This window comes from Sporosarcina newyorkensis, assembly GCF_900167515.1.
GTDB lineage: Bacteria > Bacillota > Bacilli > Bacillales_A > Planococcaceae > Sporosarcina > Sporosarcina newyorkensis.
Genome location: NZ_FUYJ01000006.1, coordinates 81,219 through 105,291 on the forward strand (window position 1 = coordinate 81,219; position 24,073 = coordinate 105,291).

General features: G+C 43.1%; 23 protein-coding genes. 8 read left to right on the forward strand and 15 right to left on the reverse strand.

The features are described from left to right. Nucleotides 1-217 precede the first annotated feature (217 nt). The 3 genes from menC to cyoE form a co-directional block, all read right to left on the reverse strand. The gene (gene menC, locus B5D59_RS12110; RefSeq protein ID WP_078818152.1) at nucleotides 218-1,330 is read right to left on the reverse strand and encodes an o-succinylbenzoate synthase; all 1,113 of its coding nucleotides are present in this window, start codon (nucleotides 1,328-1,330) and stop codon (nucleotides 218-220) included. Beyond that, nucleotides 1,320-2,162 carry a GNAT family N-acetyltransferase gene (locus B5D59_RS12115; RefSeq protein ID WP_078818153.1) on the reverse strand — a complete coding sequence of 281 codons (843 nt, stop codon included), beginning with the start codon at nucleotides 2,160-2,162 and terminating at the stop codon, nucleotides 1,320-1,322. The genes menC and B5D59_RS12115 overlap by 11 nt, the downstream gene beginning before the upstream one ends. A gap of 123 nt (nucleotides 2,163-2,285) precedes the next feature. Continuing rightward, nucleotides 2,286-3,197: a heme o synthase gene (cyoE, locus tag B5D59_RS12120; RefSeq protein WP_009497872.1), complete on the reverse strand. Its 912-nt coding sequence runs from the start codon at nucleotides 3,195-3,197 to the stop codon at nucleotides 2,286-2,288. Between the two features lie 556 nt (nucleotides 3,198-3,753). On the opposite strand from cyoE, the gene B5D59_RS12125 reads away from it, so the two are divergent. The 3 genes from B5D59_RS12125 to B5D59_RS12135 all read left to right on the forward strand — a co-directional run bounded on the left by B5D59_RS12125 (nucleotide 3,754) and on the right by B5D59_RS12135 (nucleotide 6,945). Next, nucleotides 3,754-4,746: an ABC transporter substrate-binding protein gene (locus B5D59_RS12125; protein WP_078818154.1), complete on the forward strand. Its 993-nt coding sequence runs from the start codon at nucleotides 3,754-3,756 to the stop codon at nucleotides 4,744-4,746. A 115-nt stretch (nucleotides 4,747-4,861) separates the two neighbouring features. Then, nucleotides 4,862-5,722: an ABC transporter permease gene (locus B5D59_RS12130; protein ID WP_040759673.1), complete on the forward strand. Its 861-nt coding sequence runs from the start codon at nucleotides 4,862-4,864 to the stop codon at nucleotides 5,720-5,722. Beyond that, nucleotides 5,719-6,945, forward strand: a complete 1,227-nt coding sequence (locus B5D59_RS12135; RefSeq protein WP_009497875.1) for a quaternary amine ABC transporter ATP-binding protein — start codon at nucleotides 5,719-5,721, stop codon at nucleotides 6,943-6,945. Before B5D59_RS12130 ends, B5D59_RS12135 begins: the two co-directional genes overlap by 4 nt. A 61-nt stretch (nucleotides 6,946-7,006) precedes the next feature. Here B5D59_RS12135 and cobT read toward each other — a convergent pair whose 3' ends face one another. Then, on the reverse strand, nucleotides 7,007-8,053 hold the full coding sequence (cobT, locus tag B5D59_RS12140; RefSeq protein WP_009497876.1) for a nicotinate-nucleotide--dimethylbenzimidazole phosphoribosyltransferase: 1,047 nt from the start codon (nucleotides 8,051-8,053) through the stop codon (nucleotides 7,007-7,009). Between the two features lie 150 nt (nucleotides 8,054-8,203). Here cobT and B5D59_RS12145 point away from each other — a divergent pair, with 150 nt between their 5' ends. Then, complete coding sequence (locus B5D59_RS12145; RefSeq protein ID WP_078818155.1) at nucleotides 8,204-8,704, forward strand: ferritin; 501 nt, start codon at nucleotides 8,204-8,206, stop codon at nucleotides 8,702-8,704. Between the two features lie 36 nt (nucleotides 8,705-8,740). On the opposite strand, the gene B5D59_RS12150 is transcribed toward B5D59_RS12145, so the two are convergent. From B5D59_RS12150 to B5D59_RS12165, 5 genes are all read right to left on the reverse strand, one after another. Continuing rightward, complete coding sequence (locus tag B5D59_RS12150) at nucleotides 8,741-8,932, reverse strand: cysteine-rich CWC family protein (RefSeq protein WP_009497878.1); 192 nt, start codon at nucleotides 8,930-8,932, stop codon at nucleotides 8,741-8,743. A 13-nt stretch (nucleotides 8,933-8,945) separates the two neighbouring features. Then, entirely contained in the window at nucleotides 8,946-9,095 is a 150-nt protein-coding gene (locus tag B5D59_RS18245; protein WP_009497879.1) for a hypothetical protein, read from the reverse strand. A gap of 16 nt (nucleotides 9,096-9,111) precedes the next feature. Then, nucleotides 9,112-10,110, reverse strand: coding sequence for a YcjF family protein (locus B5D59_RS12155; protein ID WP_245799517.1), 999 nt, complete (start codon nucleotides 10,108-10,110; stop codon nucleotides 9,112-9,114). 119 nt (nucleotides 10,111-10,229) lie between these two features. Next, entirely contained in the window at nucleotides 10,230-10,787 is a 558-nt protein-coding gene (locus tag B5D59_RS12160) for a DUF420 domain-containing protein (protein WP_009497881.1), read from the reverse strand. Between the two features lie 244 nt (nucleotides 10,788-11,031). Beyond that, entirely contained in the window at nucleotides 11,032-11,922 is an 891-nt protein-coding gene (locus B5D59_RS12165) for a LysR family transcriptional regulator (RefSeq protein WP_009497882.1), read from the reverse strand. A 131-nt stretch (nucleotides 11,923-12,053) separates the two neighbouring features. Between B5D59_RS12165 and B5D59_RS12170 the strand changes: the two genes are divergently transcribed. Beyond that, the gene (locus B5D59_RS12170; protein WP_009497883.1) at nucleotides 12,054-13,031 is read left to right on the forward strand and encodes a DMT family transporter; all 978 of its coding nucleotides are present in this window, start codon (nucleotides 12,054-12,056) and stop codon (nucleotides 13,029-13,031) included. A 67-nt stretch (nucleotides 13,032-13,098) separates the two neighbouring features. Here B5D59_RS12170 and B5D59_RS12175 read toward each other — a convergent pair whose 3' ends face one another. Beyond that, on the reverse strand, nucleotides 13,099-14,715 hold the full coding sequence (locus tag B5D59_RS12175) for a methyl-accepting chemotaxis protein (protein WP_078818157.1): 1,617 nt from the start codon (nucleotides 14,713-14,715) through the stop codon (nucleotides 13,099-13,101). 262 nt (nucleotides 14,716-14,977) lie between these two features. Between B5D59_RS12175 and B5D59_RS12180 the strand changes: the two genes are divergently transcribed. After that, nucleotides 14,978-15,391 (forward strand): hypothetical protein, encoded by a 414-nt coding sequence (locus tag B5D59_RS12180; protein ID WP_078818158.1) that lies wholly within the window; start codon nucleotides 14,978-14,980, stop codon nucleotides 15,389-15,391. A gap of 45 nt (nucleotides 15,392-15,436) precedes the next feature. Here B5D59_RS12180 and B5D59_RS12185 read toward each other — a convergent pair whose 3' ends face one another. The 5 genes from B5D59_RS12185 to argC all read right to left on the reverse strand — a co-directional run bounded on the left by B5D59_RS12185 (nucleotide 15,437) and on the right by argC (nucleotide 21,548). After that, the gene (locus B5D59_RS12185) at nucleotides 15,437-16,978 is read right to left on the reverse strand and encodes an S-layer homology domain-containing protein (RefSeq protein ID WP_078818159.1); all 1,542 of its coding nucleotides are present in this window, start codon (nucleotides 16,976-16,978) and stop codon (nucleotides 15,437-15,439) included. Nucleotides 16,979-17,375: 397 nt separating this feature from the next. After that, nucleotides 17,376-18,506 (reverse strand): acetylornithine transaminase, encoded by a 1,131-nt coding sequence (locus tag B5D59_RS12190; protein ID WP_078818160.1) that lies wholly within the window; start codon nucleotides 18,504-18,506, stop codon nucleotides 17,376-17,378. Continuing rightward, nucleotides 18,503-19,282 (reverse strand): acetylglutamate kinase, encoded by a 780-nt coding sequence (argB, locus tag B5D59_RS12195; RefSeq protein ID WP_040759356.1) that lies wholly within the window; start codon nucleotides 19,280-19,282, stop codon nucleotides 18,503-18,505. The genes B5D59_RS12190 and argB overlap by 4 nt, the downstream gene beginning before the upstream one ends. Further along, nucleotides 19,245-20,468 (reverse strand): bifunctional glutamate N-acetyltransferase/amino-acid acetyltransferase ArgJ, encoded by a 1,224-nt coding sequence (argJ, locus tag B5D59_RS12200; RefSeq protein ID WP_009497889.1) that lies wholly within the window; start codon nucleotides 20,466-20,468, stop codon nucleotides 19,245-19,247. Before argJ ends, argB begins: the two co-directional genes overlap by 38 nt. A gap of 45 nt (nucleotides 20,469-20,513) precedes the next feature. After that, a complete protein-coding gene (argC, locus tag B5D59_RS12205) occupies nucleotides 20,514-21,548 on the reverse strand; it encodes an N-acetyl-gamma-glutamyl-phosphate reductase (protein ID WP_176132580.1) in 1,035 nt (344 codons plus the stop codon). 199 nt (nucleotides 21,549-21,747) lie between these two features. On the opposite strand from argC, the gene B5D59_RS12210 reads away from it, so the two are divergent. Together B5D59_RS12210 and brnQ are read left to right on the forward strand one after the other, a co-directional pair. Beyond that, nucleotides 21,748-22,527 (forward strand): enoyl-ACP reductase FabI, encoded by a 780-nt coding sequence (locus B5D59_RS12210; protein ID WP_176132581.1) that lies wholly within the window; start codon nucleotides 21,748-21,750, stop codon nucleotides 22,525-22,527. Nucleotides 22,528-22,729: 202 nt separating this feature from the next. Continuing rightward, on the forward strand, nucleotides 22,730-24,055 hold the full coding sequence (gene brnQ, locus B5D59_RS12215) for a branched-chain amino acid transport system II carrier protein (RefSeq protein ID WP_009497892.1): 1,326 nt from the start codon (nucleotides 22,730-22,732) through the stop codon (nucleotides 24,053-24,055). Nucleotides 24,056-24,073 lie beyond the last annotated feature (18 nt).

Below are 24,073 nucleotides of genomic sequence, written 5' to 3' on the forward strand. Positions count from 1 at the left end.
GTTTGAACACCCACTGAACAGAAAAGCCACCGTATTCATACCGCCACTTATGGAAGTGAGGGTTTCTGCTGAATTTAGATAAAAGCATCCGGGTCACGGACTAAGAGCTTGTAAGCTCATCACCGTCGGTAGGGACTTCCACCCTGCCCCGAAGGAAACTTATTCGATTACCTAAGAGTCTAGCACAACTAATAGTGAAATGACAATCACTGAATATTTATTCAGCTCTAAATACCCACTTATCCACCGTGAATTGATCGATCGCTTCGATATCCGTTTTATAACCAATACCAGCTTCATTTGGCACGGTAATATAACCATTTTCCGCTACTACCTCAGGCTTGATAATATCTTGATCCCAATAACGAGAAGAACCCGCCGTATCTCCAGGCAGTGTGAAATTCGGCAGCGTCGTTAAAGCGACATTGTGCGCTCGTCCGATGCCTGATTCCAGCATCCCACCGCACCACACATCAATCCCTTTAGCTGCGCAGTAGTCGTGGATCTTCTTAGCTTCCGTCAAACCGCCCACACGTCCGATTTTAATATTTATAATCCGACAGCTCCCAAGCTCCACGGCTTTCCTGGTATCTTCCAAGGAATGGATACTTTCATCCAAACAGATCGGTGTCGACATTTGTCTCTGAAGTTTTGCATGATCGATAATATCGTCAGACGCAAGCGGCTGCTCGATCATCATCAAATTAAACTGGTCCAATTCCTTTAAAACTTCTGCATCATCCAGCGTATAGGCAGAGTTCGCATCTGCCATCAATGGCACATCGGGAAATTCGTTGCGGATCGCTCGGATGACTTCCACGTCTTGCCCCGGTTTGATCTTCACCTTAATCCGCTTATAGCCTTCATCGATGAAACCTTTCACATTGGCAAGTAAGTCTTCCACACGTTCTTCAATGCCAATACTGATCCCGACTTCAATATGATCCCGTTCACCACCTAACGCTTCGGCAAGCGACATATCGTGACGTTTTGCATACAAATCCCAAACCGCACCTTCAATCGTCGACTTCGCCATGTTATTCTTTCGAATAGGTGCAAAAAATTCATTCACTTCATCCGGATGTTCGATTGTCTTACCAAGCACCGCCGGAATCAAGAAATCACGCAACATATGAATACATGTTTCCGTTGTCTCTTCGCTATACCATGGGTAAGTGAACGCCACGCTTTCTCCCCAACCTTCGTTGCCCAGTTCATCTTGCACTGTAGCCAACAGGAAGTCTCTTTGATGGATTGTTCCGAAACTCGTTGTGAAAGGATTCTTCATCGTCATACTCATCCTACGAATGGTTACACTTTCAATTTTCAATCGGCTCACTACTTTCATTTTGTAATGGAATCATGGAAAGCTTACAAAAACGATAGTATTGTACAGCTTCTTCCGTTCTGCGCACATCAATTAATGCAAACCCTGCGCTGCACAGTTGTTGAAATAGATTCCTTGTTTTCAAACGCCAATCAAGCGCCAACTGGGAGTCTTCAGTCTTCAGCAGCTGGGTATGTTTTGGAACGGGCACTTCTACCGCTTCTGCCGACAGCCAATCGTTTTCTTCAGGTAACTGCAGCTCAGGGTGATTTTCATTTGTCAGGCGAACCGTAAACGGACACATGTACTGAAGATTTATCGGTTGCCAACATTCATTCACTCGCGGACTAGTAATCCACCACGCCACTTGAAAACGGTCGGTCGGTAAGCCTTTATTCAGACCGTCCGCCATTTCACCGTAGCAATTGACGATATAGTCGTAACAGACTCCGTATAATTTTGATGTATTTAGGTAGGCATTGCGGCTTTCGAGTGGATCAAATGTCCAGACAATTAATTCATAACCCATCTCGCGCGCCAAACGTAGCTGTTCATCTTTCAACAACTTACCGATCCCCATTAATTGAAATTCTTGATCGACAGCTAACATATGGGAACATAAATACGACTGCCCTTCAGAGAATCCTGCAAAGCTGTAGGAAAAACCAATCATTCGCTCGCCGGCAAACGCGCCGACAATCAGGCCACCATTTTTCACCGCAGTAATCGTTTGATGAACAGGAATCGGCTCCATTCCCCAGATTTGCTTCTCAAGTTTTTGCACCGCATAAATTTCTTCAATTTCAGTCACTTTTCTAATTTGTACATTCGTCATCGGCGCACCTTCTATTTTTAGATTGAACTGCTAAATTCGTCTCCAACACGACGGTCTACACCACTCAATGTTAACATAAAAAAAGACCTCTCTTCACTTTAAGTGAAGGGAGGCTCTTTGCAATTAAAATGTCAATAAAATCATCATCATAAACAATAGGGTCATGTAATTCACAGAATACAAAAACATGACATGCGCCCATTTGTGGTTGTCCTTTGCATAAAAACCATAAATACTAGCCGCAATATAGCCAACATTCATCAACGTAGCGACGATGATAAAGCCCATTCCGAACATTGGCAACAAAAATGGAAAAGGCAGCAAACATAGTACATATATCAACATTTGACGTTTTGTGAAATCAAAACCGCACACAACCGGCAACATCGGCACGTTCGCCGCTTTATACTCATCATGCTTCTTCATAGCAATCGCAAACGTATGCGGCATTTGCCAAATAAACAAAATCGAAAATAAGACAATCGGCACAATATGATTCGCCGACATAATGGCAGCCCAGCCAATCAAAGGCGTTACCGCCCCCGAAACACTTCCAATTACCGTATTTAACGTGTATTTACGTTTAGACCACATCGTATAGGGTATGACATACGTAAACCACCCAATGAACGCGTAAAGAGCTGCTTCAAAAGTAGTAAATAAAAGCAATAACATGCCGATCCCAGATAACACCAAACCAATATTTAAAACTGTTTTCAAAGCAAAGTTTCCTGTAACAGTCGGCCGTTGCTGCGTTCTTTCCATGAAAGTGTCAATATCCGAATCAAACCAGTTATTCAACACGAGCGCACCTGCCATTAGAAAGGTGCTGCCGACCATCGTCAGCCAGAAAACGCCCCAATTCCCTGCAAGTGTCATTCCTGAGAAGTGAAGCGCCAACCAGAACCCTGCAAATACAGGCAAGACATTCGCGATGAGTACAGGACCTTTCACTAATGATTTAATATCTGAGAAGAAGGCAGATGCCGAGCGACTTTGTGTAGTCGTCGAAACAATATGGACTTCTTTCGTCATAAGATCCGTTCTCCTTTTCTACATACGTTCCTTTTTTATATAACTTTATTTATATTACTAACTATATCATTTTCTTAAAAGCAAAATCAAAAATTCACGATAATTCCTCATAAACTGTTACAAATCTTTGTCATTCAGCTTTCAGAAATGTTAAACCTAACTAATTTTCTTTAGTAATCTAAAAATTCTGATTCTTACGTTTGGAAATGCAACACTTCCCTCTAGTATTCGACTCGAGGAAATCCTATACCCCTTGTAGGATAGAGCCTTGATTCGTCCATATTTAATTCCAGTTAAAAACTTTACTTTTTAATGAAGTTTATAAGTGTATTTTATTATAAAAAATACACTCAATCATCAGTTGTCTAAATTATTAAATTGATAATAATTTTACTATCCTGTAAACTATCTAAATGTCACCACGAAATAAAATGATAGTTTTTCCTTAATCTCTTCAACTTTCCTACGTTTTTTCTGGGTGATTGCAAATAAGAGATTCGAGTAAAAAAGATCATTTCGTGATGAAAAAAACCACAGACAGAAGGGATTTGATTTTTTGAGAAAGTTTACGTTTCTATTCTCAGTCTTCGCATTACTGCTTTTAACTGCTTGCGGTAATAGTGTAAGCAAAGATTCGATCAGTGTCATTAAACTTGCAGACGCAGGATGGGACAGCATTCGTGTCCACAATAGCATCACACAACTCATTTTGGAGGAAGGCTATGGATATGACACAGAAGTAACCAATGGGACTTCTACGGCCGTATTCCAAGCTTTACAGCAAGGCGATATCCAAATCTACACCGAAATTTGGACAGATAACATGGAAGATATCTACACTAGCGCTATTGACAAAGGAGATATAGTGAAACTTTCAACAAACTTTGACGACAATTCTCAAGGTCTATATGTACCGACTTACGTGATAAAGGGCGATCAAGAGCGCGGCATTGAACCTATGGCACCTGACCTGAAGACAGTGGAAGACCTGGCAAAATACCCTGAACTTTTCAAAGACCCCGAAAACCCAGAAATGGGCCGCATTATCGGCGCCCCTTCGAGCTGGGTCGTCAGCAAACATTTAGCTGAAAAAATGAAGACTTATGGCTTAGATAAGACGTTCACATACTTGGCTCCAGGATCTGACTCTTCAATTATTGCTGATTTGGTGAGCGCTTACAAAAAAGGCGAGCCGTGGGTAGGTTATTATTGGTCTCCAACTTGGGTAACTGCAACGTATGATTTAACACTTTTAGAAGATCATCCGTTTGACCAAGAAATTTGGGACAAAGAAAAAGGAACTGAATTCCCACCGAATGATGTTGTAGTCGGTATTCATAAAGATCTGCAAACCCAAGCACCTGAAGTTGTTGACTTTCTGAAAAACTATGAAACGAGTAACGACTTAACTGAAGAAATGCTAAATTATATGGGCGAGAATGAAGCAGATCCAGACGAAACCGCAAAATGGTTCATGAAAGAACATGAAGACATTTGGACTTCATGGGTACCTGACGATATTGCTGAGAAAGTAAAAGCAGCACTATAAAAAACTAAAAAGATTGCGGGGATGGACGCCATTCCGCTCCATCCCCTTCTTCACTACTTACTTAACTTAACTACAGAAAGAGAGGGACAAGCTAGTGTAATCTAGCTTAATGCCTATGACTGAATTCCCCAATGTACGAATACCGATAGGAGACTATGTTGAAAAGTTTATCGACTTTCTCGCAATGAACTTTGGTTGGCTTTTTGATTTTATCTTCATGATTGCTTCATCAACTATCCGCACGATCGAAACGACTCTGTTAGCCACACCATGGTGGGTAATCATGATTATCGTTTTCTTACTGGGATGGTACTTCAACAATATATACGGCGGTTTGCTGTTCGCCCTCTTCATTTTTTTAATCGGATCTTTTGATCTCTGGACAGAAACGATGACCACTGTTGCCATTATCGTGATTTCTGTTGTCCTATCCCTTGCGATCGGTATTCCGGTTGGCATATTGATGGCCTTCAGCCGAACATTTTCTATTATCATGCGGCCGATATTAGACGCCATGCAGACGATGCCTACCTTTGTATACTTGATCCCTGTAATTTTCTTCTTCCCTTTAGGAAACGTACCAGCAATTATTGCAACGATTATTTATGCATTGCCCCCTGTCATTCGACTAACAGAGCTTGGTATACGAAATGTCGATGATGAAGTAATAGAGTCGGCCGAGTCATTCGGATCCTCCCGTAATCAGATGCTCGTAAAAGTACAACTTCCTCAAGCATTGCCTACAATGATGGCAGGTATTAACCAAACAACTATGATGGCGTTGTCCATGGCAGTAGTCGGTTCAATGGTTGGTGCACATGGTCTCGGTGAACGGGTACTGTACGCTATCAATCAAATCAATATTTCATTAGGATTTGAAGCAGGTATCAGTATCGTATTTTTAGCGATTATCATAGACCGCATCACAAATGGAGTGGCGGATCGCCTACAAAGTTCTAGGAGGAGATCAGCATGACAGTAAAACTCAAAGTAGAAAATGTCACCAAGATTTTTGGACCCCGCCCTAAAAAGGTTATTCCGTTAATAGAAAAAGGTGCTTCTAAACGAGAAATTCTCGACAAGACCGGACATACAGTCGGTGTCTATAATGCCAATATGGAAATTATGGAGGGCGAAACATTCGTCATCATGGGTTTATCGGGAAGCGGAAAATCCACGTTGATCCGTTGCTTTAATCTGCTGAACAAACCGACTTCAGGCGCAATTTACGTAGACGGGGAGAATATTGTCTCTTACAACAAGGAACAGTTGAAATTTTTCCGCCAAAAGAAAATTGCGATGGTTTTCCAGCACTTCGGTTTATTCAGCCACCGGACCGTTATGGAAAATATCGAATACGGTCTCGAAGTCCGCGGATTGTCCAAAAACGAACGACGTGAGATTGCTCAAAAGCATATTGATACAGTCGGACTAAAAGGTTATGAGAATCAATATCCCGATGAACTCTCAGGTGGAATGCGTCAGCGTGTCGGTATTGCACGGGCTTTGACGAACGATCCGGATATTCTATTGATGGATGAGCCGTTCAGTGCGTTAGATCCACTCATTCGAAGAGAGATGCAGCTGGAGCTCTTGGATATTCAGACACGCTTGCAAAAGACCATTATTTTCATTACACATGACGTCAATGAAGCCTTCCGTATCGGTGACCGTGTGGCTGTCATGAAAGATGGCAATGTCGAGCAAGTCGGAACACCAGAAGATTTATTGGAATCACCGGCGAATGATTATATTGTTGAGTTCACACGGGAAATCGATCGTTCCAAAGTTTTGCAAGCTGAAAATATTATGTCGAAGCCATTGAGCATCGTAAATAGTAAAGACGGGTTGCATGTCGCTATTAAAAATATGGAAGAGCATGGAATCTCCAGCGTTTTCATTACGAACCGCGAGCGGCAATTACTCGGATTGGTCACTATTGATCAAGCGATTGACGGCGTAAAAAACCGCAAGACCATTGATGAAGTTATGTCTACTGATGTGCGGACGGCTTACCCGGAAGAATATGTCCAAGATATTATTCCACGTGTGCTTGATTCTAAGTATCCACTTGTCGTTGTAGATGAGATAAATCGAATTAAAGGAATCATTCTGCGTGTACATGTACTCTCAAGTATTATTAGTAATTCATCTGAAGATCAGGACGTTGAAGCGATCACACCAGCGGAAACCGTTTGAACTGATGAATTTAAAAACTGAGAAGAAATGGCGATGGCCACTTCTTCCCAGTTTTTTCATGTCATTCATTCTTACCGGAGACCCCTGCGCTTTCGAAGGTCGCCATTTCATTGACCATGCAGACAGCAGATTGAATGATGCTAAAAGCTACCGCTGCACCTGTCCCTTCCCCAAGTCTCATGTCCAGTGAAACAATTGGTTCCTTCCCTAAGTATTCATAGGCTTTTTGATGGCCCGGCTCCATAGACTGATGGCCAAGTAACATATAGTTCACTGCACCTTTTCCAATACTCTCCGCAACGCATGCAGCCGCCGTAGAAATAAATCCATCCAACACAATTGGTATCCGATTCGATGCGGCTGCCAGCATTGCACCCGCCATTGCAGCAATTTCCAAGCCGCCGACTTTGCGTAGTATGTCGTAGCCATCTTGTCGGTCCGGCTGATGAAATTCCAGAGCCTGTCGAACGACGTTGATTTTATGTACATGCTGTTCAGATGAAATTCCTGTTCCGAAGCCCACAAGCTCCGCAGGATCCATTCCCGTAATAGCCGCGACAATCGCACTGCTCGTAGTTGTATTACCGATACCAACTTCTCCTACTACTAGACAGTCTACTCCTTTATCAAACAGTACCAGTGCTTCCTCGTAGCCTATTTGTATCGCTCTCTCTACTTCTTCCTCTGTCATTGCCTCTGTACGTAAGAAATTTTGAGTACTTTGGCGAATTTTGCGGTTTTTCACTAGTCCCGTAAAATCATCACCGATCACACCGACATCCACCAATGAAAATTCGGCTTGCTGCTGTCTGCCAAATACATTAATCGCAGCTCCGCCTTGCGCCATATTGTCTACCATTTGACGTGTAACTTGTTGCGGGAATGCCGAAATCCCTTCTTCGACGATGCCGTGATCCGCAGCGAACACGATAATACCGAGCTTATAGATGACCGGTTTGCGATGCCCCTTCATTTCGGCCAGTTGCATGACAATTTCCTCTAATTTCCCTAAGCTTCCGACCGGCTTTGTCAGCATATCCAAGTAAGCCTTTGCTTCAACTCTTGCCTCTGTATCCAACATGGGGACATTGTAGTTATTCAATTTCATTCCTACTTTCTTGTTGTTCTTTAACTTCTCTTTACTAGTATATCATCCGTTGCGTGTATAGGCATATTTAGGAATGAAGGCTAGTTCCTTTAGGTTCAATTTACACCAATATGGGTATAGATAGGGTATAAAGAAAAGGAGACGATGTACATGATCAGCGAAAAATTAGCACAAGCTCTGAATGAACAAATGAATAATGAATTCGCCGCCGCGCAAACGTATTTATCCATGGCATCTTATTGTGAATACCGCAACTATAGCGGATTTGCTCACTATTATTTACAGCAAGTAGAAGAAGAGCGGTTCCATGCCATGAAAATTTATTCCTACTTAAATGACCGCGGTATTCATGCAGTCATTACGGAAATTCCCGCGCCTACTACTTCTTTCGAAAATCTTGTGCATACTTTTGAAGTTGCGTTAGAACAGGAGAAAAAAGTAACAAAATCATTTTATGCAATCATGGATTTGGCATGGGAAGAAAAAGAACACGCGACAATCTCATTCCTCAACTGGTTCTTGGATGAACAAGTCGAAGAAGAAGCGACATTCGATAAGCATATCGAGTATTTGAAACGAATTCGCGATGATAAGAATGCGCTGTTCATTTACGAAAAGGAACTGGCGACACGCTCGTTTGCAGACGAATAAAAATAGGCAAGCGCCGGTCGTCAGACCTTCGCTTGCCTATTTTCCTGCAGTGATACGCTCCAGACACCTTTGACAAACACAGCGTTTGTGCAATTCTTCCCTCGGAATTTGACCAAACACTTCATCAGGAAATTTTTTGTCTGTACACCAGCATTTTCCTCCGTCTTTCAAATTTCCATTACCGCATTGGTTATGCCCGTTGCAAATCGGACATACTGTCTTCCCCATTCCATTACCCTCTTCACATACGGTGTTTGTCCAACTCCGCAGTATTTTTCTTTTCCAGCTCTTCCACTCGCTCCTCCAATTCCTTATTGCGTTTCATGCTTTCCATCGAGTAAAGCCCTGCCAGTAAAGCGACCACAAATGTGGCATAATTAAACCACTCCATACAACCCGCCCCTTTTTCACTTTTCTTTCTTTAAATACATCTTGTAAACTTTCTTCAATGTCTCAGGCTTTAAATCCATATCATTTTCATACATATATTTCACAGCATAGCCGAGTGCGACAGTCATGGAACCAGCAACGCTAGCAGCAACGACCATTCCAGCGCCCGGTATGACTTTGACGATTTGACGAAATGCTGTTTTGCCGATATTCCCAACTACCGTTGCAATGATTAATTCCTTTGCGTGGTCTTTCGTAATCGGTTTTCCGTATAGAGTTGAAAGTTTCAACATCAAACCAACTTGTAAAGTGGTCAGCGGAACAAAGTCCGCTCCAGGAATAGGGACTGCGCCGATTGCGGCTGCCGATGCTCCAGCCGCCAAAATCCACTTTTTTGCGATGGATGGCTTATCTGCCATATTGGCCGCCAGCAAGAGATCCTTATTCACTTCCTTCAGCTGCTGAAGAATTTCTTTCTGCAATAACTCCATATGTTCTCCAGTCTTGGAGGAAATCGGAATGACAGGATACGCAAACTCAGTATGCTCTAGTATGTAGTTCACTAAACTTGGAATATCATCTGCCGCATCAATTTTATTCAGCACTATAATGACTTTCTTATTAAAAGTGGCAATTTTATTCAGTGATTTCAATTCCGTATCCGACAGCACAGTGCCTGCTGCATTTAAGAAAAATAAAATTACGTCGGCTTCATTGTAAAATTTTAATGTTTCTTGAGAGTGTTCTTGGTAAATATCATCGAGTCCCGGCGTATCGACAAACAGGATATTGTCTCGGTAGTAATACTTTTTGACTTCTTTCGTCTCTCCCGGTTGCGCTCCCACTTCAGCTACACTTTTTTGCATAAGCCGATTTAAAGTAGAGGATTTTCCTGCGTTGACATCCCCAATCATCGCAATCAATATTTCTTTCTTTAACTGTTCATTAATATCATCCGATACTTGTTGAAAAATCTGATCGAATGCGTCATTTGACATGAAATTAGAAGTATTCATTCCTTCACATCCATTCATTTATTTTCAATACTCAGTTTAGTCTGTTGTAAAAAAGAGCATCAGTCATTCTACCTCTTCTGACTGATGCCCTTTTAAGTTGTTTACCAAACAATCTTCCCTTAATAATAAGGCGAAATCAATATATACACAAGTACCCCGGTCAAGCTAACGTATAACCAAATCGGCATCGTCCATCGTGCAATTTTACGGTGACGCGCGTTTTCCATATTCCAAGCTCTGGCGACACTTGTCAAAGCAAGCGGAACAATTACAGCAGCTAAGACAATATGAGAAAACAAAATGAAATAATAGAAACCAGCCATGAAACCACTGCCGCCATACGGAGTCGATTCAGCTAAATAATGATAGGCCACATAAGTGACTAAGAACAATGCAGTCGTACTGAATGCAGCGTATATGAATCGTTTATGAACCGTAATATTTTTCTTCAAAATGGCGACCAAAGCGCACACTAAGAAAATAAAGGTAAAACTATTAAAGATGGCATTCAAAAGAGGCAAGATCGTAATGTCGAAAGCAGTAAAGTCTTCGGCTCCCGGCAGACCTGACAGCACACCGATTGCTCCAATCAAAATCACCGAAATGATAATGATGGCCGGTCGGTAATTGCGCTTTTTGAATGAACTGGAACTAGCTGTTTGATTGCTGTAATTCATCTATTGTCACTCCAATTCTATATTTATCAATTATGCCTCAGCATAATTGCGTCCGGATTTTTTCGAGCTTGCTCGAAAAGCTCCCTTAAAAACCCGTGACATCCCCCCGAAATTCAGCAGGCGTTTAAACACCCTCTGAACCGCAATAAAATCACATTCTTCATACCACATGCAGATTTAGAAGTATACTGCTGAAATCAGATAAGCTACCCTTCATATTAGCATAAGTAACCTATCGTAGACCTCAAATTTGTGTCGAATTTTGCAATTGATTCGATGTTTCTTGATGGAAGTCTTCAATGACTTGAATGAACTTATAGATCGTCGGAGTTAAATACGAATCGGCACGGCGGACGAAAACAGTTTTAATCTGACTATACTCCGATGGCAAGTGATAGCAATGAACGTGACCTTGTTCCACTAGATGAGCGACAGCCGATTTTGGAACGAATGTCACGCCGAGACCTGCTGCTACACTACCGAGAATGGTCTCCAGCGTACCAAATTCCATCATTTTCGTCGGTTTAAATTGTTCATCCTCCAGCCACTGTTCCAATCGGGCACGATAGCCGCATCCTTTACTGAAGCATAAAATCGGTTCATCTTTGATATCTTCTTTTGATTGAAACGGCTTGTCGGAAACAAGGACGAGTTCTTCCTCCAAAACGTCATGGACCGCTAAATCAGGGTGCGTCGTGCCTTCGGAGATGAAAGCACCGTCCAATTGGTGGTGAAGCACTTTATATTGCAATTGTTCAGTGACGCCCGTCAGTAAAGATAAATCTACTTGTTTGTATTTTTTATTGTATCTCGAAAGAATGACCGGAAGTTTGATAACCGTTTCTACAGAGCCGATTTCCAGTTTTCCGGACGGCTCTTTGTCGTTTTGTACAACTTTCCTCATCTCATTCGTCAATGATAGAATTTTCTCGCTGTAGATCAACAGTCTTTTCCCTTCGGGCGTTAAAATCATCCCTCTATTATGGCGATTGAATAACGGTGTCTTCAGTTCATTCTCCAACTTCTGAATGCGAGAAGTAATATTCGATTGAACGTAGCGCAGTTCTTTTGCCGCCTCCGTAATCGTGCCTTTTTCGGCTACCATTTGAAATATTTCCAAGTCTTTAAACTCCATCGTCATCCCCCTTTTCTTCTGTCTCTTTTATGATATCAATAATAATGATAGTAGTCATCATTATTATTCGTTTTACATGATGTCTATTTTCTAGTTTACTAGAGTAAGTACTTCGAGGGGAGTTTGGTCCAATGAAAAACAAAATTATATGGGGAGCGTTTCTATGTTTTATCGCCAGTGCATCATGGGGCGCGATGTTCCCTGTTGCCAATAGCGCATTTAAAGCAATTGATCCCTTTTATTTCACATTGATTCGCTACGTATCGGTAACAATTTTACTCGTCATTTTATTGTGGTGGAAAGAAGGAAAACAGGCTTTTCGCTTGGAGAAGAGGGGTTTATCGCTTTGGTTTTTCGGTACAATGGCATTTGTTGTCTACAACTTGTTCATCTTCTGGGGCGAAGATCTGATGGGTGAACCGGGAATCATGGTTGCTTCCATTTCAGAAGCCATGATGCCGATGATTTCCATTGTAATCGTTTGGTTCATCAGCAGGCAAAAGCCGCATGGTTTTACATTAACATGTGTATTTACTGCATTTATCGGTGTGATGCTCGTCATTACAAAAGGTGATTTACGAACATTTTTGACTGCGACGGATGATATAATTCCGTCCTTGCTCATCTTTTTAGCTGTGATCGGCTGGGTGGTCTATACGATGGGCGGCAATCAGTTCAGCGAGTGGTCGTCATTGCGTTATTCCACATTAAGCTGTCTGCTCGGTACTGCCACAGCTTGTGTCATCGTCTTTTTCGTCACGTTGACTGGTTATATTTCCGTTCCGACACTTGCAACTGTGCAAACAGTTAGTCCGCATATGCTGTTTATGATTGTTTTCCCCGGTATCATTGCATTGCTTGGCTGGAATGTCGGAGTTCGAATTTTGTCACCATTAAATGGTCTACTATTCATCAACTTTGTTCCAGTGACTACATTGGTCATTTCGTTTGTGCAAGGTTATCAGTTGACGGTGTTTGATTATATCGGTACGGTATTCATCATTCTTTCTCTTGTCGGCAATAACATTTTCTTGCGGTTGCAGCAAAAGCGCAAAGACGAAGTACGACAATACAAGAAACAATCTGCCGAGCCTAGTGTTTCGGCTTAAACATGAAAAGTAAACAGGCGATGCAAACCAATTGGTTTTGCATCGCCTGTTTCGTTGTTTGTGTAATTCAAAATTTAAAGCGGTGAACAATGCGATTTAGCGCGGCAGCTTGGTCTGTCAATCTGACCGCGTCACTCGCCAACTGCTGAATTCCTTCGACTTGCTCATCCATTCCAGCAACGGTTTCTGTAACACTATCTGTAAATTGTTCGGAAATGGTTGTGATCTGCTCGATAATTCTTTCAATCTGTTCGCCGTCTTGAATCATTTCTTCCGCATGACGGCTGTTGTTATTGACAGCAGATTTCGTATCGATCACCGCTTCATTCATTTGATGGATGGATTGGCCGGCAACTTTGACGATTTCCACGCCTTCTTGAATTGTGTCGGTATTCGATTCCACTTGCTGTACTGCAATTTTCACTTCATTGTTGGTTTGCTCCAGTGTTCGCACCACGTCATTCGCAAAATCATTCGTTTCTTCAGCTAGCTTACGGACTTCATTGGCAACAACGGAGAAACCACTTCCCGCTTCACCTGCCCGTGCTGCTTCGATGGAGGCATTCAGTGCCAATAAGTTGGTCTGTTCCGCGATTTTCGTAATCAGAGATACTTTTTGGATGACTTGATGGATATCTTCCGCCACTTGCATGATTTTCTGGGAAGATTTTTGCACGGCTTCATTTATTTGCTGCATCTTTTGCTCGGATTCTTCAATAGCTTGGCTACCCTCTTCTGCTGCTTGAGATGCATCTTCAGACTTTGCGAGCGTCTGCTGGATACGCGCTTCCATTTCACGGATGCCTTGCATCATCGTTTGGACCATGGCGTTTGCTGACTGTAATGAAGAAAGTTGTTGCTCCGTTCCGACCTGGAAGTTTTGCATGGTGTCCCCATATGCCGTGAAAACACTAGATAAGCGTTTCGCTTCAGATGCTTGATCTTGACTAATTTGGTCAACGATACCGGATGAACTATCCAGCTCTTTGACGATGTTTTTCGTGCCAATCACCATTTTATTAATTTCAAATCCAATTTGATTGAATTCCGATCTTGACCGTTCAGTGACTTCCGCCGTCAAATCCCCTGCCGAAATTTTTCTCGTGACTTGGCGCCAGGAACGGATGCCAATCATGACGGTTTTATAGAGTGCTATGATTGTAATAGCAGAAATAAGAAGCGATGCCACCGAAAAAATCAGCCCTTGGTTGAAAGGTAAATCAAGAAGATATGCAATCAGTGCCATGATAAGGGCTGGCAGTAGAATAGCGCCCGTCATGCCGTAAAGAATATACTTTTGATGAACGATCCGACCGAGACGTAAACTATAGCGAGTGCCGTTTGATTTGATGATTGGGGCGGATGCGTCAATAAGACGTTCACCTGATTGTCGTTCATATATTTGCAGTAAAGGTTGGTCAGTATTCGCAGCTTTCAAGCCAATAGGATCAGAAAATAACGTTCCTTCCCATAATCGGTTTGTATGGATGTAGCTGCGCCCTGTCTCGTCGACGATGACAAAGTATTCATCTTCATTCAACTCATCATCCAGCAATCTATGAAGCTGTTTGTAATTTTTTTCAAATGAATGTTCATTTTCCACTAGAGGTTGAATGCGTTTTGTTACTTTTTCTACTTTGTTAAGCGCTTTTCTTGCAGATGATGATCTTAATAGCTTCTCCATTCACTTTCCCCCATCCGTGCGTATCTACTATATATTTACTATAGCATAAAGTGTGAGGAAAGTTATACGTATTTTGAATATTGTAGTTATTGAGCTGGCGAATTTGCAAAATGCAAATCTTCAATTACTATCTAATAATCCAGTCAGACAATAAAATTCCAATCTCCCAAATCTAGTTTAAGCCTCTTAATTTGATTTGCGCGATGGATTCTTTTACACTTGTTTACGCAAAAGATTTAGTCCTCAATAGGAGTGGTACTTAATGAAGAAATGGTGGTTACTTCCCGCGTTGGCGATAGTCTTGGCAGCGTGTGGAAACAACGAAGAATCGCAACCCAAAGAAGAAGAGGAGATTGCGAAGGATACGATAGAATCTGAAGAGGAGTCGGTAACATCTCCTGATAGCGAAATCGCGCCGGAAGATGAGCCGGAAGATCATTCAGCTTCGTCTGCTTCCGACTTATCAGGGTATGAAGAGTCTGCTGTATTAGGCGAGCATATGCCAATCGATAAGCTTACATCCCACATGGAGACAGACAATCCCGGTAAACGAATTATCTTATTTGAAAATGGACGTGGTGAAAAAGTCTATAAAAGTATTTTTATAAAACATGACCGCTTCTTGAAGATTATCGATTTGAAAGATGATCAGCTACTGTATAAAGACAAATTATAAGATTGAGAAAAAGCGCGCAGGCCATGGTCTGCGCGCTTCTCCTATTTAACGAAGATATCTTCTAGCTCCAGCGTATTCTGATTTGTATGGTTCAAGTGTCAACGGCACAATTTCGACAGTTCTTTTCGGATTCGGTGCGTGGATCATTTGACCATTGCCAATATACATACCGACATGATGCACGGTCCCTTTTCCTTTATTGTAAGCAAAAAACAATAAGTCACCCGGCTGCAAATCTTTTTTCAAGACTTTCATACCATTGACCGCTTGCACGGAAGCATCCCGCGGCAAGTTGATGCCGTGTTGGCGGTAGACAGAATAGGTAAAACCTGAGCAATCGAGGCCGAAACCTGAAGTACCTGCCCATAAGTAGGACAACCCGTCAAAGATTTTAGCAGTCTCTACGATTTGCTGAGCTGTCGGGTTCGGCAAACTTTCTTTTGCATTTACCAATTTCACAGTATTCTTATTAATATATTTCACCCCGTCCGTTGGGGTCTGCACAGCGATTCGATCGCCTGTCTCTCCGACAACTGGCAGGGTGGTGTTGAAACTGATCGTTCGGAATGGTTTTTTTCCATTTTCATCATGAGTCAGAATGGCTGTTTTTGTTTTCAACATAGCCGTTTTACATGTTGAATAATTTGGATAAACAGTTGCGAGATGGTTCTTCGGCAGCCAGCCAGGATAGCCCGCTGCATGTTTTGGTGAGCTTTGATCTACAACTGCGACTTGCGCCCAATCCCCTTTTGTCTGCAGTACTTTCACAGTTTGTCCATAAAGAACCTGTGTCTCCAACTTACCAACAAGCCATTGTTTTTGCGGCAGGGTCATGGAAGATACCCATTTACTAATGTCCGGTGTTTTACCGTTCGCATATGAATCTACCGGACGTTTCGTGCCAGGCTGTTTCCATAATGTTGAGACCGGGACAGTGACAACTTGCTGAGCTTTATTGTCACCGATATAACAAGCGGGCGTATTTTTAAAGCTTGGCTCCAAGATTCTGGCAAGGAACACCGCGAAGTGCCCGCGCGTTAAGGAATCATTCGGCTTAAATGTATTGTCTAAAAATCCAGTTGTAACGGATTGAGCAGATAACGTTTGAATCGCAGGCAGTGCCCAATAGGAAGCAGGTACATCACGGAATCGATAGCCGGATGTTCCTTTCAAGTCGAATGCTCTGACGAATACAGCCGCCATCTGTCCGCGTTTCAAGTTGCCATTCGGCAGGAATTCCTGATTTGCATTGCCCATAAAAATGCCCTCGTCCACCATTGTCGCAATCAGCTGATAGTGCGGATGGGATGACTTGACGTCTGAAAGTTCCACAGCTGGTCGATTTTCCATCGAAAGCTTCAATGCACGCTGAATCATAGCGGATGCTTCGAGTCGCGTAATCGGTTCATTGACACGGTACTTTTGGTTGGGCTTTTCTATAATAATCCCTTGTTCGACTAAGTATTTTATTTCGACGGAGGCAGAATGCTCATCTTTCACATCAGGAAAAATGGCTGCCAGTGATGACAGTGGCAGTACATACGCAGCGATCAAAACAGCCAACAGCAAGCTGTATAGTTTTTTCAAATCTAGGACACTTCCATTCTAGTTGTTTTTCATTAACTATACCTTAGCCTGATTTCATTGTATAGAAAAAATTCCAAAAAAGGGTTGTGTAGTAAGATGTAGAAAAACTAAATGTGCTGGGCAGTAAGTGGATTCATTTGAGGGGGATAAAGCTGTTCTATGAGCATTTGAAGCGACTTTATGATCGCGTTTAATGTGTTTATGATCACTTGGAGGAGGTGTATGAGCGGTTAGAGATGAGATATGAGCGGCGGCATAATTTTATGAGCGCATTTAGGTAGATTATGAGCACGAAGCAATAGTTGATGAAATAAAAACAAGGGCTATCAGGAAAACGTTCCAGATAGCCCTTCCATGTTGAATTGCAGCTCACCGACTACTTTAATTCAAGTGGTTTCTATACCAATATATTCTTTAAGATCCCAACAGCCTGATCGATTTCTGCTTTAGAAACCGTCAATGGCGGCAATAGTCGAATGACATTTGCTCCGGCTGGCACAAGTAGCAGTCCTTGCTTTTCAGCTTGTTGAATGACTGGCCCGATTACTTCATTGGAATGAATACCTATCAATAGACCGTTACCGCGCAGTGAATACTTCTCGGCTGGCAACACTGCTTGTAATTGTTTTTTAAAATAAGCTGATTTGTCTTGAACAGCTTGCAAAAACGCAGGATCAAAGACATGATCGACGACCGTTTGTGCGACCGCAATCGCTAATGGATTCCCACCGAACGTCGTTCCATGCGAGCCAGGTCCGAACGTGTCGAACAAGTCTTTTCCTGCAAGGAGTGCGCCTATCGGGAAACCACCGCCAAGCCCTTTTGCAAGCGTGATGATATCCGGCTTCAGTGCTGTCTGCTCGTACGCATAACGAGTCCCCATACGGCCGATTCCTGTTTGGACTTCATCAATCACCAATAAAATCCCATAGTGCTGACAAACTTCCATAATCGCTTGCGCAAATGCAGGCTCGACCGAATTGACGCCCCCTTCGCCTTGGACAACTTCAAGCATGATAGCTGCCACGTTTTCATTCGCTGCGTCCGTCAGTGCTTCTACGTCATTGAAAGGCAATGCTTCAAAACTTTCAAGCATTGGACCGAAACCTTGCTTGATTTTATCCTGTCCTGTCGCAGCCATTGCCCCGAACGTCCGTCCATGGAACGATTGTTTGAACGTCAGGATCTTATGCTTTCCTGTATGTTTCCTTGCAAGCTTAATGGCCGCCTCGTTCGCCTCAGCTCCGCTATTGCAAAATAGTGCATACGCGAGATCCATATCTTTCGTCAACGATTCCGCTAACTTTTCCTGTTCCGGACTTTCGAATAGGTTCGAGATATGCCAGAGTTTTTCACTCTGTTCTTGTAACGCTTTGACAATCGCAGGATGAGCATGGCCTAAACTGACGACTGCGATGCCGCTCGTAAAGTCCAAATACTCTTTTCCTTGATCGTCTGTGACGACAGTGCCCTGTCCTTTGACAAGGTGCACCGCACGTCTCGCATAGTTATTAAACAAAGAAGTCACACGATTGCCCCCTCATTGGTAATGACCGTCCCTGTCAGCTGTTGACCGACAATCTGAACGGAAGGAATACCTGCTTCCAGACAGTCCATTGCTGCCTGAACCTTCGGGATCATTCCTCCATAGATATCTTCCGTCTCAATCCAGCGATGAATATGTTCCGGCATCACATTCGCCTGAGGTTGATTCTGAATTCGAATTCCCGGCGTATCCGTCACGAGCAGTAAGCTTTCCGCTTCAACCGCTAACGCAATCTGACTGGCTACAGTATCCGCATTGACATTCAACGGCTCCCCTGCAGCCGTCGCCCCGATACAGGAAATGACCGGAATTACATCTGCACTGAGTAATGAATCCAAAATATCCGTTTGTACGTGCTGAATTTCGCCTACATAGCCATACGTCTCGAAATCCAACAGATCACAAGTGAAAAGATTTGCATCAAAACCGCTCAGCCCAATCGCTTTAACGCCTTGCTCATTAAAACGATGAACAAGCGCCGGATTGACTTGACCGATTAAAATGGATTGGACGACACCAATCGCTTCTTCGGAAGTAACACGAAACCCATTAATTACGGAAGAAGTAATCTCACGAGCCGCCAGTTCCTCATTAATATTCGGTCCGCCGCCATGGACGATAAGTAATTGTATGCCAGCTTGCTGCAATTCTTTCACGCGATCAAAAAACGATTCACTCAATTCATCCAGCATACTGCCACCAAGTTTTATAACCTGTCGCTTATGTGCGATAGGTTGCATTGATTTGGACATAGTCATAAGTCAGATCGCACCCCCATGCGGTACCCTCACCAGTTCCCTGGTTCAGTTCCACGACAAATTTCACTTCATGCTGCTTCAAATAAATGAGCAGTTCATCTTCCGAAAAAGGAATCGGCTCGCCGTTCTCCACGACGAGTGTCGTACCGATATAGATTTTGATGTCGTCCGGATCAATCGTCGCGCCACTATACCCAACTGCAGCGATGATGCGGCCCCAGTTTGCGTCACAGCCGAATACCGCTGTCTTCACAAGCGGTGATCCTACAACTGACTTCGCGATTTTACGTGCCTCTTCATCAGAGACAGCGCCTGTCACTTTCGTTTCAATTAACTTCGTTGCACCCTCTCCGTCTTTCGCAATCATTTTCGCCAAGTCACGCGCTACCGCGTGCAATGCGTTTAAGAAAGATTGCCAATCAGGGTGTGAAGGAGTCAGTGCATTATTTCCTGCCATTCCATTTGCCATCACAAGAACCATATCATTTGTCGACGTATCCCCATCCACTGTGATGGAATTGAACGTCACGTCTGTAATGTCTTTTAGCGCCTGCTGCAGGTGTTCAGATTCAATATTCGCGTCCGTCGTAATGAAGCCGAGCATTGTCGCCATATTCGGTTCAATCATTCCTGAACCTTTCGCCACACCTGCAACGACCACTTCGCGATCATCGATAGCTGTTGCATATGCTGTATTTTTCGTCACCGTATCCGTCGTCAAAATAGCTTGTGAGAATTGAATCGAGCCTTCTAAACTATCTAATGGCTGCAGTTGCTCTATACCAGCCAACAACGGTTCCATTTTCATCTGTTCTCCGATCACACCTGTTGAAGCAATGCCGACTAAATTTTGATCGATCCCTAAATGTTCGGCTGTTTTTTGCTGCATCGTCAAAGCATCTTTCATGCCTTGCTTGCCTGTACAAGCATTCGCATTGCCCGAGTTGATGACAACCGCCTGCATTTTCTGCGTTTCATATACCACTTGCTTGGTTACGCTAAGCGGAGCTGCCTGGATCGCATTCGTAGTGAAGACACCCGCAACACTTGCCGGCACTTCGCTGACCAATAATGCCAGATCGTTTTTCTTATGTTTCAGTCCGCAATGAATGCCGACTGCTTTAAACCCTTTTGGTGAGATAATATTTTTACGCGAGATGCGCTTCATGCTTTCGATGGTTTCCATATACGTGCTCCCCTCAATTCCGGTATTTTCTGTGTGAGCTTCTTATCAAATAAATGATGGAATATTATCAATTCCAGTCGTTTCATCCAGACCATATAAAATGTTCATATTTTGGATCGCTTGGCCGGAAGCTCCTTTTACAAGATTATCGATGACAGCTACTATCGTCGCTCGATTTGTGCGCGGATCTACCTTGACATGTATATCACAATAATTGGAGCCGTATACTTGTTTCGTTCCGATCTTCTGGATATCTGTCAGGACTCGGACGAATGGACTCTCTTTATAGGTTTCTCTTAAACAGTCTAGTAGTTGTTTTTCAGTTACCTGTTTATTCACTTTTGCATAGCTTGTTGCCATAATTCCTCTCGTCATCGGCACGAGATGCGTTGTGAATGTGATCGGTTCAGGCTGATTCGCGAATAGATTCATCGCCTGCTCGATTTCAGGTATATGCTGATGCTGATGAAGTTTATAGATGGAGAAGTTTTCATTCGTTTCACTGAAATGCGTTACCGCACTCGGTTTATTACCAGCGCCGGAAACCCCGCTTTTTGCATCGATGACTAACTGGCTGCCATCGATCAATTCATTTTTTAATAGCGGCAACAATGAAAGTAACACCGCCGTTGGATAGCAACCCGGATTTGCAATAAACTCCGCCTCTTTGATTTGCTCTTTATTCCATTCGGGCAGCCCATACACACTTTTCTCCAAAAATTTCATTTCAGGGGCGTCTTTTTGATACCACTCTTCATATAAAGAAGGATCTTTTAATCTGAAGTCACCTGCTAAGTCGATTAGCTTCGGCCCTACCCCTACAAGAGGAGGAAGTAACGAAGTGGTCACTCCTGCCGGTGTACTGAAGAAAACTGTGTCAAGTTGCCGGATATGTTCCTGCTCTATCGCCTGCATCGGTTGGTCGTGAATCGTCACGAGATGCGGATATTTCTCAGAAAATACAGTCCCCACTTCGGAGGATGTGAATAAATCAATCTGCTCAATTTCCGGGTGGTTGTGCAGCAACCGAATCAATTCGAGGCCACCATACCCGGACGCTCCTATGATTCCTACCTTCAACGTCATCACCTCATTATTCATTACAGCTAAGTATACTTGTGCATAATTATAAAGTCAACTGTATTTTTATTTATTGACAGTCAATTCAAAAAAGGTGAATTTGCTACTGTAGAAAAGCTACATCTTCAATCGCACAATATGGTACTATTATGAAGAGTATTAGAAGCTACAGTGACGAATGAAAATTCAGGAGGTTATTATGGTAGATTTATTAAAATTGTCAGGAAAAAATATTGTCATTATGGGTGTCGCAAATGAACGCAGCATTGGTTGGGGAGTTGCGAAAGCATTATTTTCAGTCGGTGCGAATGTTATTTTCACTTATCGAAAAGATCGATCCCGTGAGAAATTGGAGAAGGCTTTAGAAAAGAATGATCTACAGGCTACGCAAATCGTGCAATGTGATGTGAATAGTGATGAAAGCATGGCACAAGCTTTCAAAACGATCGGAGAACAAGTAGGTGTCATTCACGGACTTGTGCATTCTGTCGCCTTTGCACACCAAGAAGATTTGCGTAATCCATTCGTTGAAACAACCCGTGATGGATATGCATTTGCGCAAGACTCCAGTTCATATTCATTGGTTGCAGCAGCACGTGAAACACGCCAGTACATGACAGAAGGCGGCGCAATCATAACGATGAGTTATTTAGGAGCGGAACGTGTGCTTGAAGGATATAACGTAATGGGGGTTGCCAAAGCAGCCTTGGAAGCATCTGTACGCTATTTGGCGTCTGAACTTGGAGAACAGAATATTCGTGTCAATGCGATCTCTGCCGGTGCGGTCCGTACACTGTCTGCTAAAGGAGTTCCTTCCTTTAATACGATTCTCGGTCAAATCGAAGAACGCGCTCCACTGAAACGCAATGTCAAACCGGAAGAAGTTTCCGATATGACAATTGCGATGTTAAGCAACTTGTCTAGCGGTGTGACAGGCGAAGTGATTTATGTGGATGCCGGCTATCACATTATGGGGTAATAGATGCAGGATTCTCATTTTGAGAATCCTTTTTTTGCTTTCCATGAGTACAATTACGTGATTCAGAGAATTCTATTCTGTATACTTGACAGAACATTAGTACATATCATATAGTATTACGGCAGCAGATTGGAATTTAATATGCATACAGAAAATTAACAAAATACATGCGCTTCTCAGAGTTCTTCAGGAGGAATTATAAATGAATAGTTTTACCAGGTTTGACACGATAAAACTAGGGCTGACCATGTTCGCCCTCTTTTTTGGCGCAGGGAATATGATATTTCCTCCACTTCTTGGTCAACAAGCGGGAACGCAAATGTGGATCACGCTTGCTGGATTTCTGATCACTGGTGTAGGACTTCCCTATCTTGGCGTAATTGCTGTGACAATGAGTGGAAATCAGCTGAGTGACTTGGCAGGAAAAGCCTCTCCTATATTCGCAACATTCTTTCCATTTATCGTCTATTTGGCACTCGGACCGTTTTTCGGTGTACCGCGAACAGCAACTGTGTCTTTTGAAATTGCCGTGTCACCTTTTGTACCGTCTTCTCATCACGGGCTGGCATTGGCGCTATTTTCGATCGTCTTCTTCGCTGTGACGGTTTGGCTTTCAATGAAACCGAATAAAATGGTCGATCGTTTTGGCAGCCTTTTGACACCTGTGCTTCTTGCCATCGTAACGCTTATTGTTGTGATCGGTATTGTTAATCCATTGGATGCGGCAGGAGCGCCTCAAGGTGCTTTTGCAGAAGATTTCTTCATTAAAGGATTTATAGAAGGATACGGCACGATGGACGCGATGGCCGCGCTCGTTTTCTCTATTATCGTCATTAACGCGGTGAAAGCAAAAGGAATTACAGATAGGAAAGCCATTACCTCCATTACGATGAGAGCAGGTCTGATTGCGGTTGTCGGATTGAGTCTCGTATATGCTGGGCTCGCCTATCTAGGAACAACAAGCCGTGGCGTAGCAGCCGGTGCAACGAACGGTGGAGATATATTGGCAAAGCTCGCTTATGCATTAATGGGAAATAACGGACTATACCTGCTTGGAGCTGCGGTTACACTCGCTTGTTTGACGACGTCGGTAGGATTGGTATCCGCCAGTGCCACGTATCTTTCAAGAGTCGTTACAGCGATTCCTTATAAAGCATTTGTGGTCATTATTTGCGGGTTTTCCACGATCGTCGCGAATATTGGTCTGACGAAATTGCTTGCTGTGACGATTCCAGTGTTGATCGGTATCTATCCGTTAGCAATCGTACTGATTTCATTCCGCCTATTCCATAAGGTGTTCAGAGGTTACCATGAAGTATACATATTCGGTTTAGTCGCCGCTGGTGTAATCGGACTCTTTGATATGCTGATTGCTTTTGGCTTGGAGTTGAAACCTGTAGTCAAGGTACTCGGATACTTGCCCCTATATGAGCAAGGTGTCGGCTGGATCGTGCCAGTTTTAGTGTTCGGCTTGATTGGTTTTGTAATTGCTTTCGCGCAGGGCAAACCGAGAGTCACGCAGGATTAAGTGGTCTGTCTCTCCTCA

Bases quoted from the DNA above. Each gene is read 5' to 3' on its own strand.
- B5D59_RS12115 (WP_078818153.1), bottom strand. From the start codon at position 2,162: ATGACGAATGTACAAATTAGAAAAGTGACTGAAATTGAAGAAATTTAT.
- cyoE (WP_009497872.1), bottom strand. From the start codon at position 3,197: ATGACGAAAGAAGTCCATATTGTTTCGACGACTACACAAAGTCGCTCG.
- B5D59_RS12130 (WP_040759673.1), top strand. From the start codon at position 4,862: ATGACTGAATTCCCCAATGTACGAATACCGATAGGAGACTATGTTGAA.
- B5D59_RS12135 (WP_009497875.1), top strand. From the start codon at position 5,719: ATGACAGTAAAACTCAAAGTAGAAAATGTCACCAAGATTTTTGGACCC.
- cobT (WP_009497876.1), bottom strand. From the start codon at position 8,053: ATGAAATTGAATAACTACAATGTCCCCATGTTGGATACAGAGGCAAGA.
- B5D59_RS12145 (WP_078818155.1), top strand. From the start codon at position 8,204: ATGATCAGCGAAAAATTAGCACAAGCTCTGAATGAACAAATGAATAAT.
- B5D59_RS12150 (WP_009497878.1), bottom strand. From the start codon at position 8,932: ATGGGGAAGACAGTATGTCCGATTTGCAACGGGCATAACCAATGCGGT.
- B5D59_RS18245 (WP_009497879.1), bottom strand. From the start codon at position 9,095: ATGGAGTGGTTTAATTATGCCACATTTGTGGTCGCTTTACTGGCAGGG.
- B5D59_RS12155 (WP_245799517.1), bottom strand. From the start codon at position 10,110: ATGAATACTTCTAATTTCATGTCAAATGACGCATTCGATCAGATTTTT.
- B5D59_RS12160 (WP_009497881.1), bottom strand. From the start codon at position 10,787: ATGAATTACAGCAATCAAACAGCTAGTTCCAGTTCATTCAAAAAGCGC.
- B5D59_RS12165 (WP_009497882.1), bottom strand. From the start codon at position 11,922: ATGGAGTTTAAAGACTTGGAAATATTTCAAATGGTAGCCGAAAAAGGC.
- B5D59_RS12170 (WP_009497883.1), top strand. From the start codon at position 12,054: ATGAAAAACAAAATTATATGGGGAGCGTTTCTATGTTTTATCGCCAGT.
- B5D59_RS12175 (WP_078818157.1), bottom strand. From the start codon at position 14,715: ATGGAGAAGCTATTAAGATCATCATCTGCAAGAAAAGCGCTTAACAAA.
- B5D59_RS12180 (WP_078818158.1), top strand. From the start codon at position 14,978: ATGAAGAAATGGTGGTTACTTCCCGCGTTGGCGATAGTCTTGGCAGCG.
- argB (WP_040759356.1), bottom strand. From the start codon at position 19,282: ATGACTATGTCCAAATCAATGCAACCTATCGCACATAAGCGACAGGTT.
- argJ (WP_009497889.1), bottom strand. From the start codon at position 20,468: ATGGAAACCATCGAAAGCATGAAGCGCATCTCGCGTAAAAATATTATC.
- B5D59_RS12210 (WP_176132581.1), top strand. From the start codon at position 21,748: ATGGTAGATTTATTAAAATTGTCAGGAAAAAATATTGTCATTATGGGT.
- brnQ (WP_009497892.1), top strand. From the start codon at position 22,730: ATGAATAGTTTTACCAGGTTTGACACGATAAAACTAGGGCTGACCATG.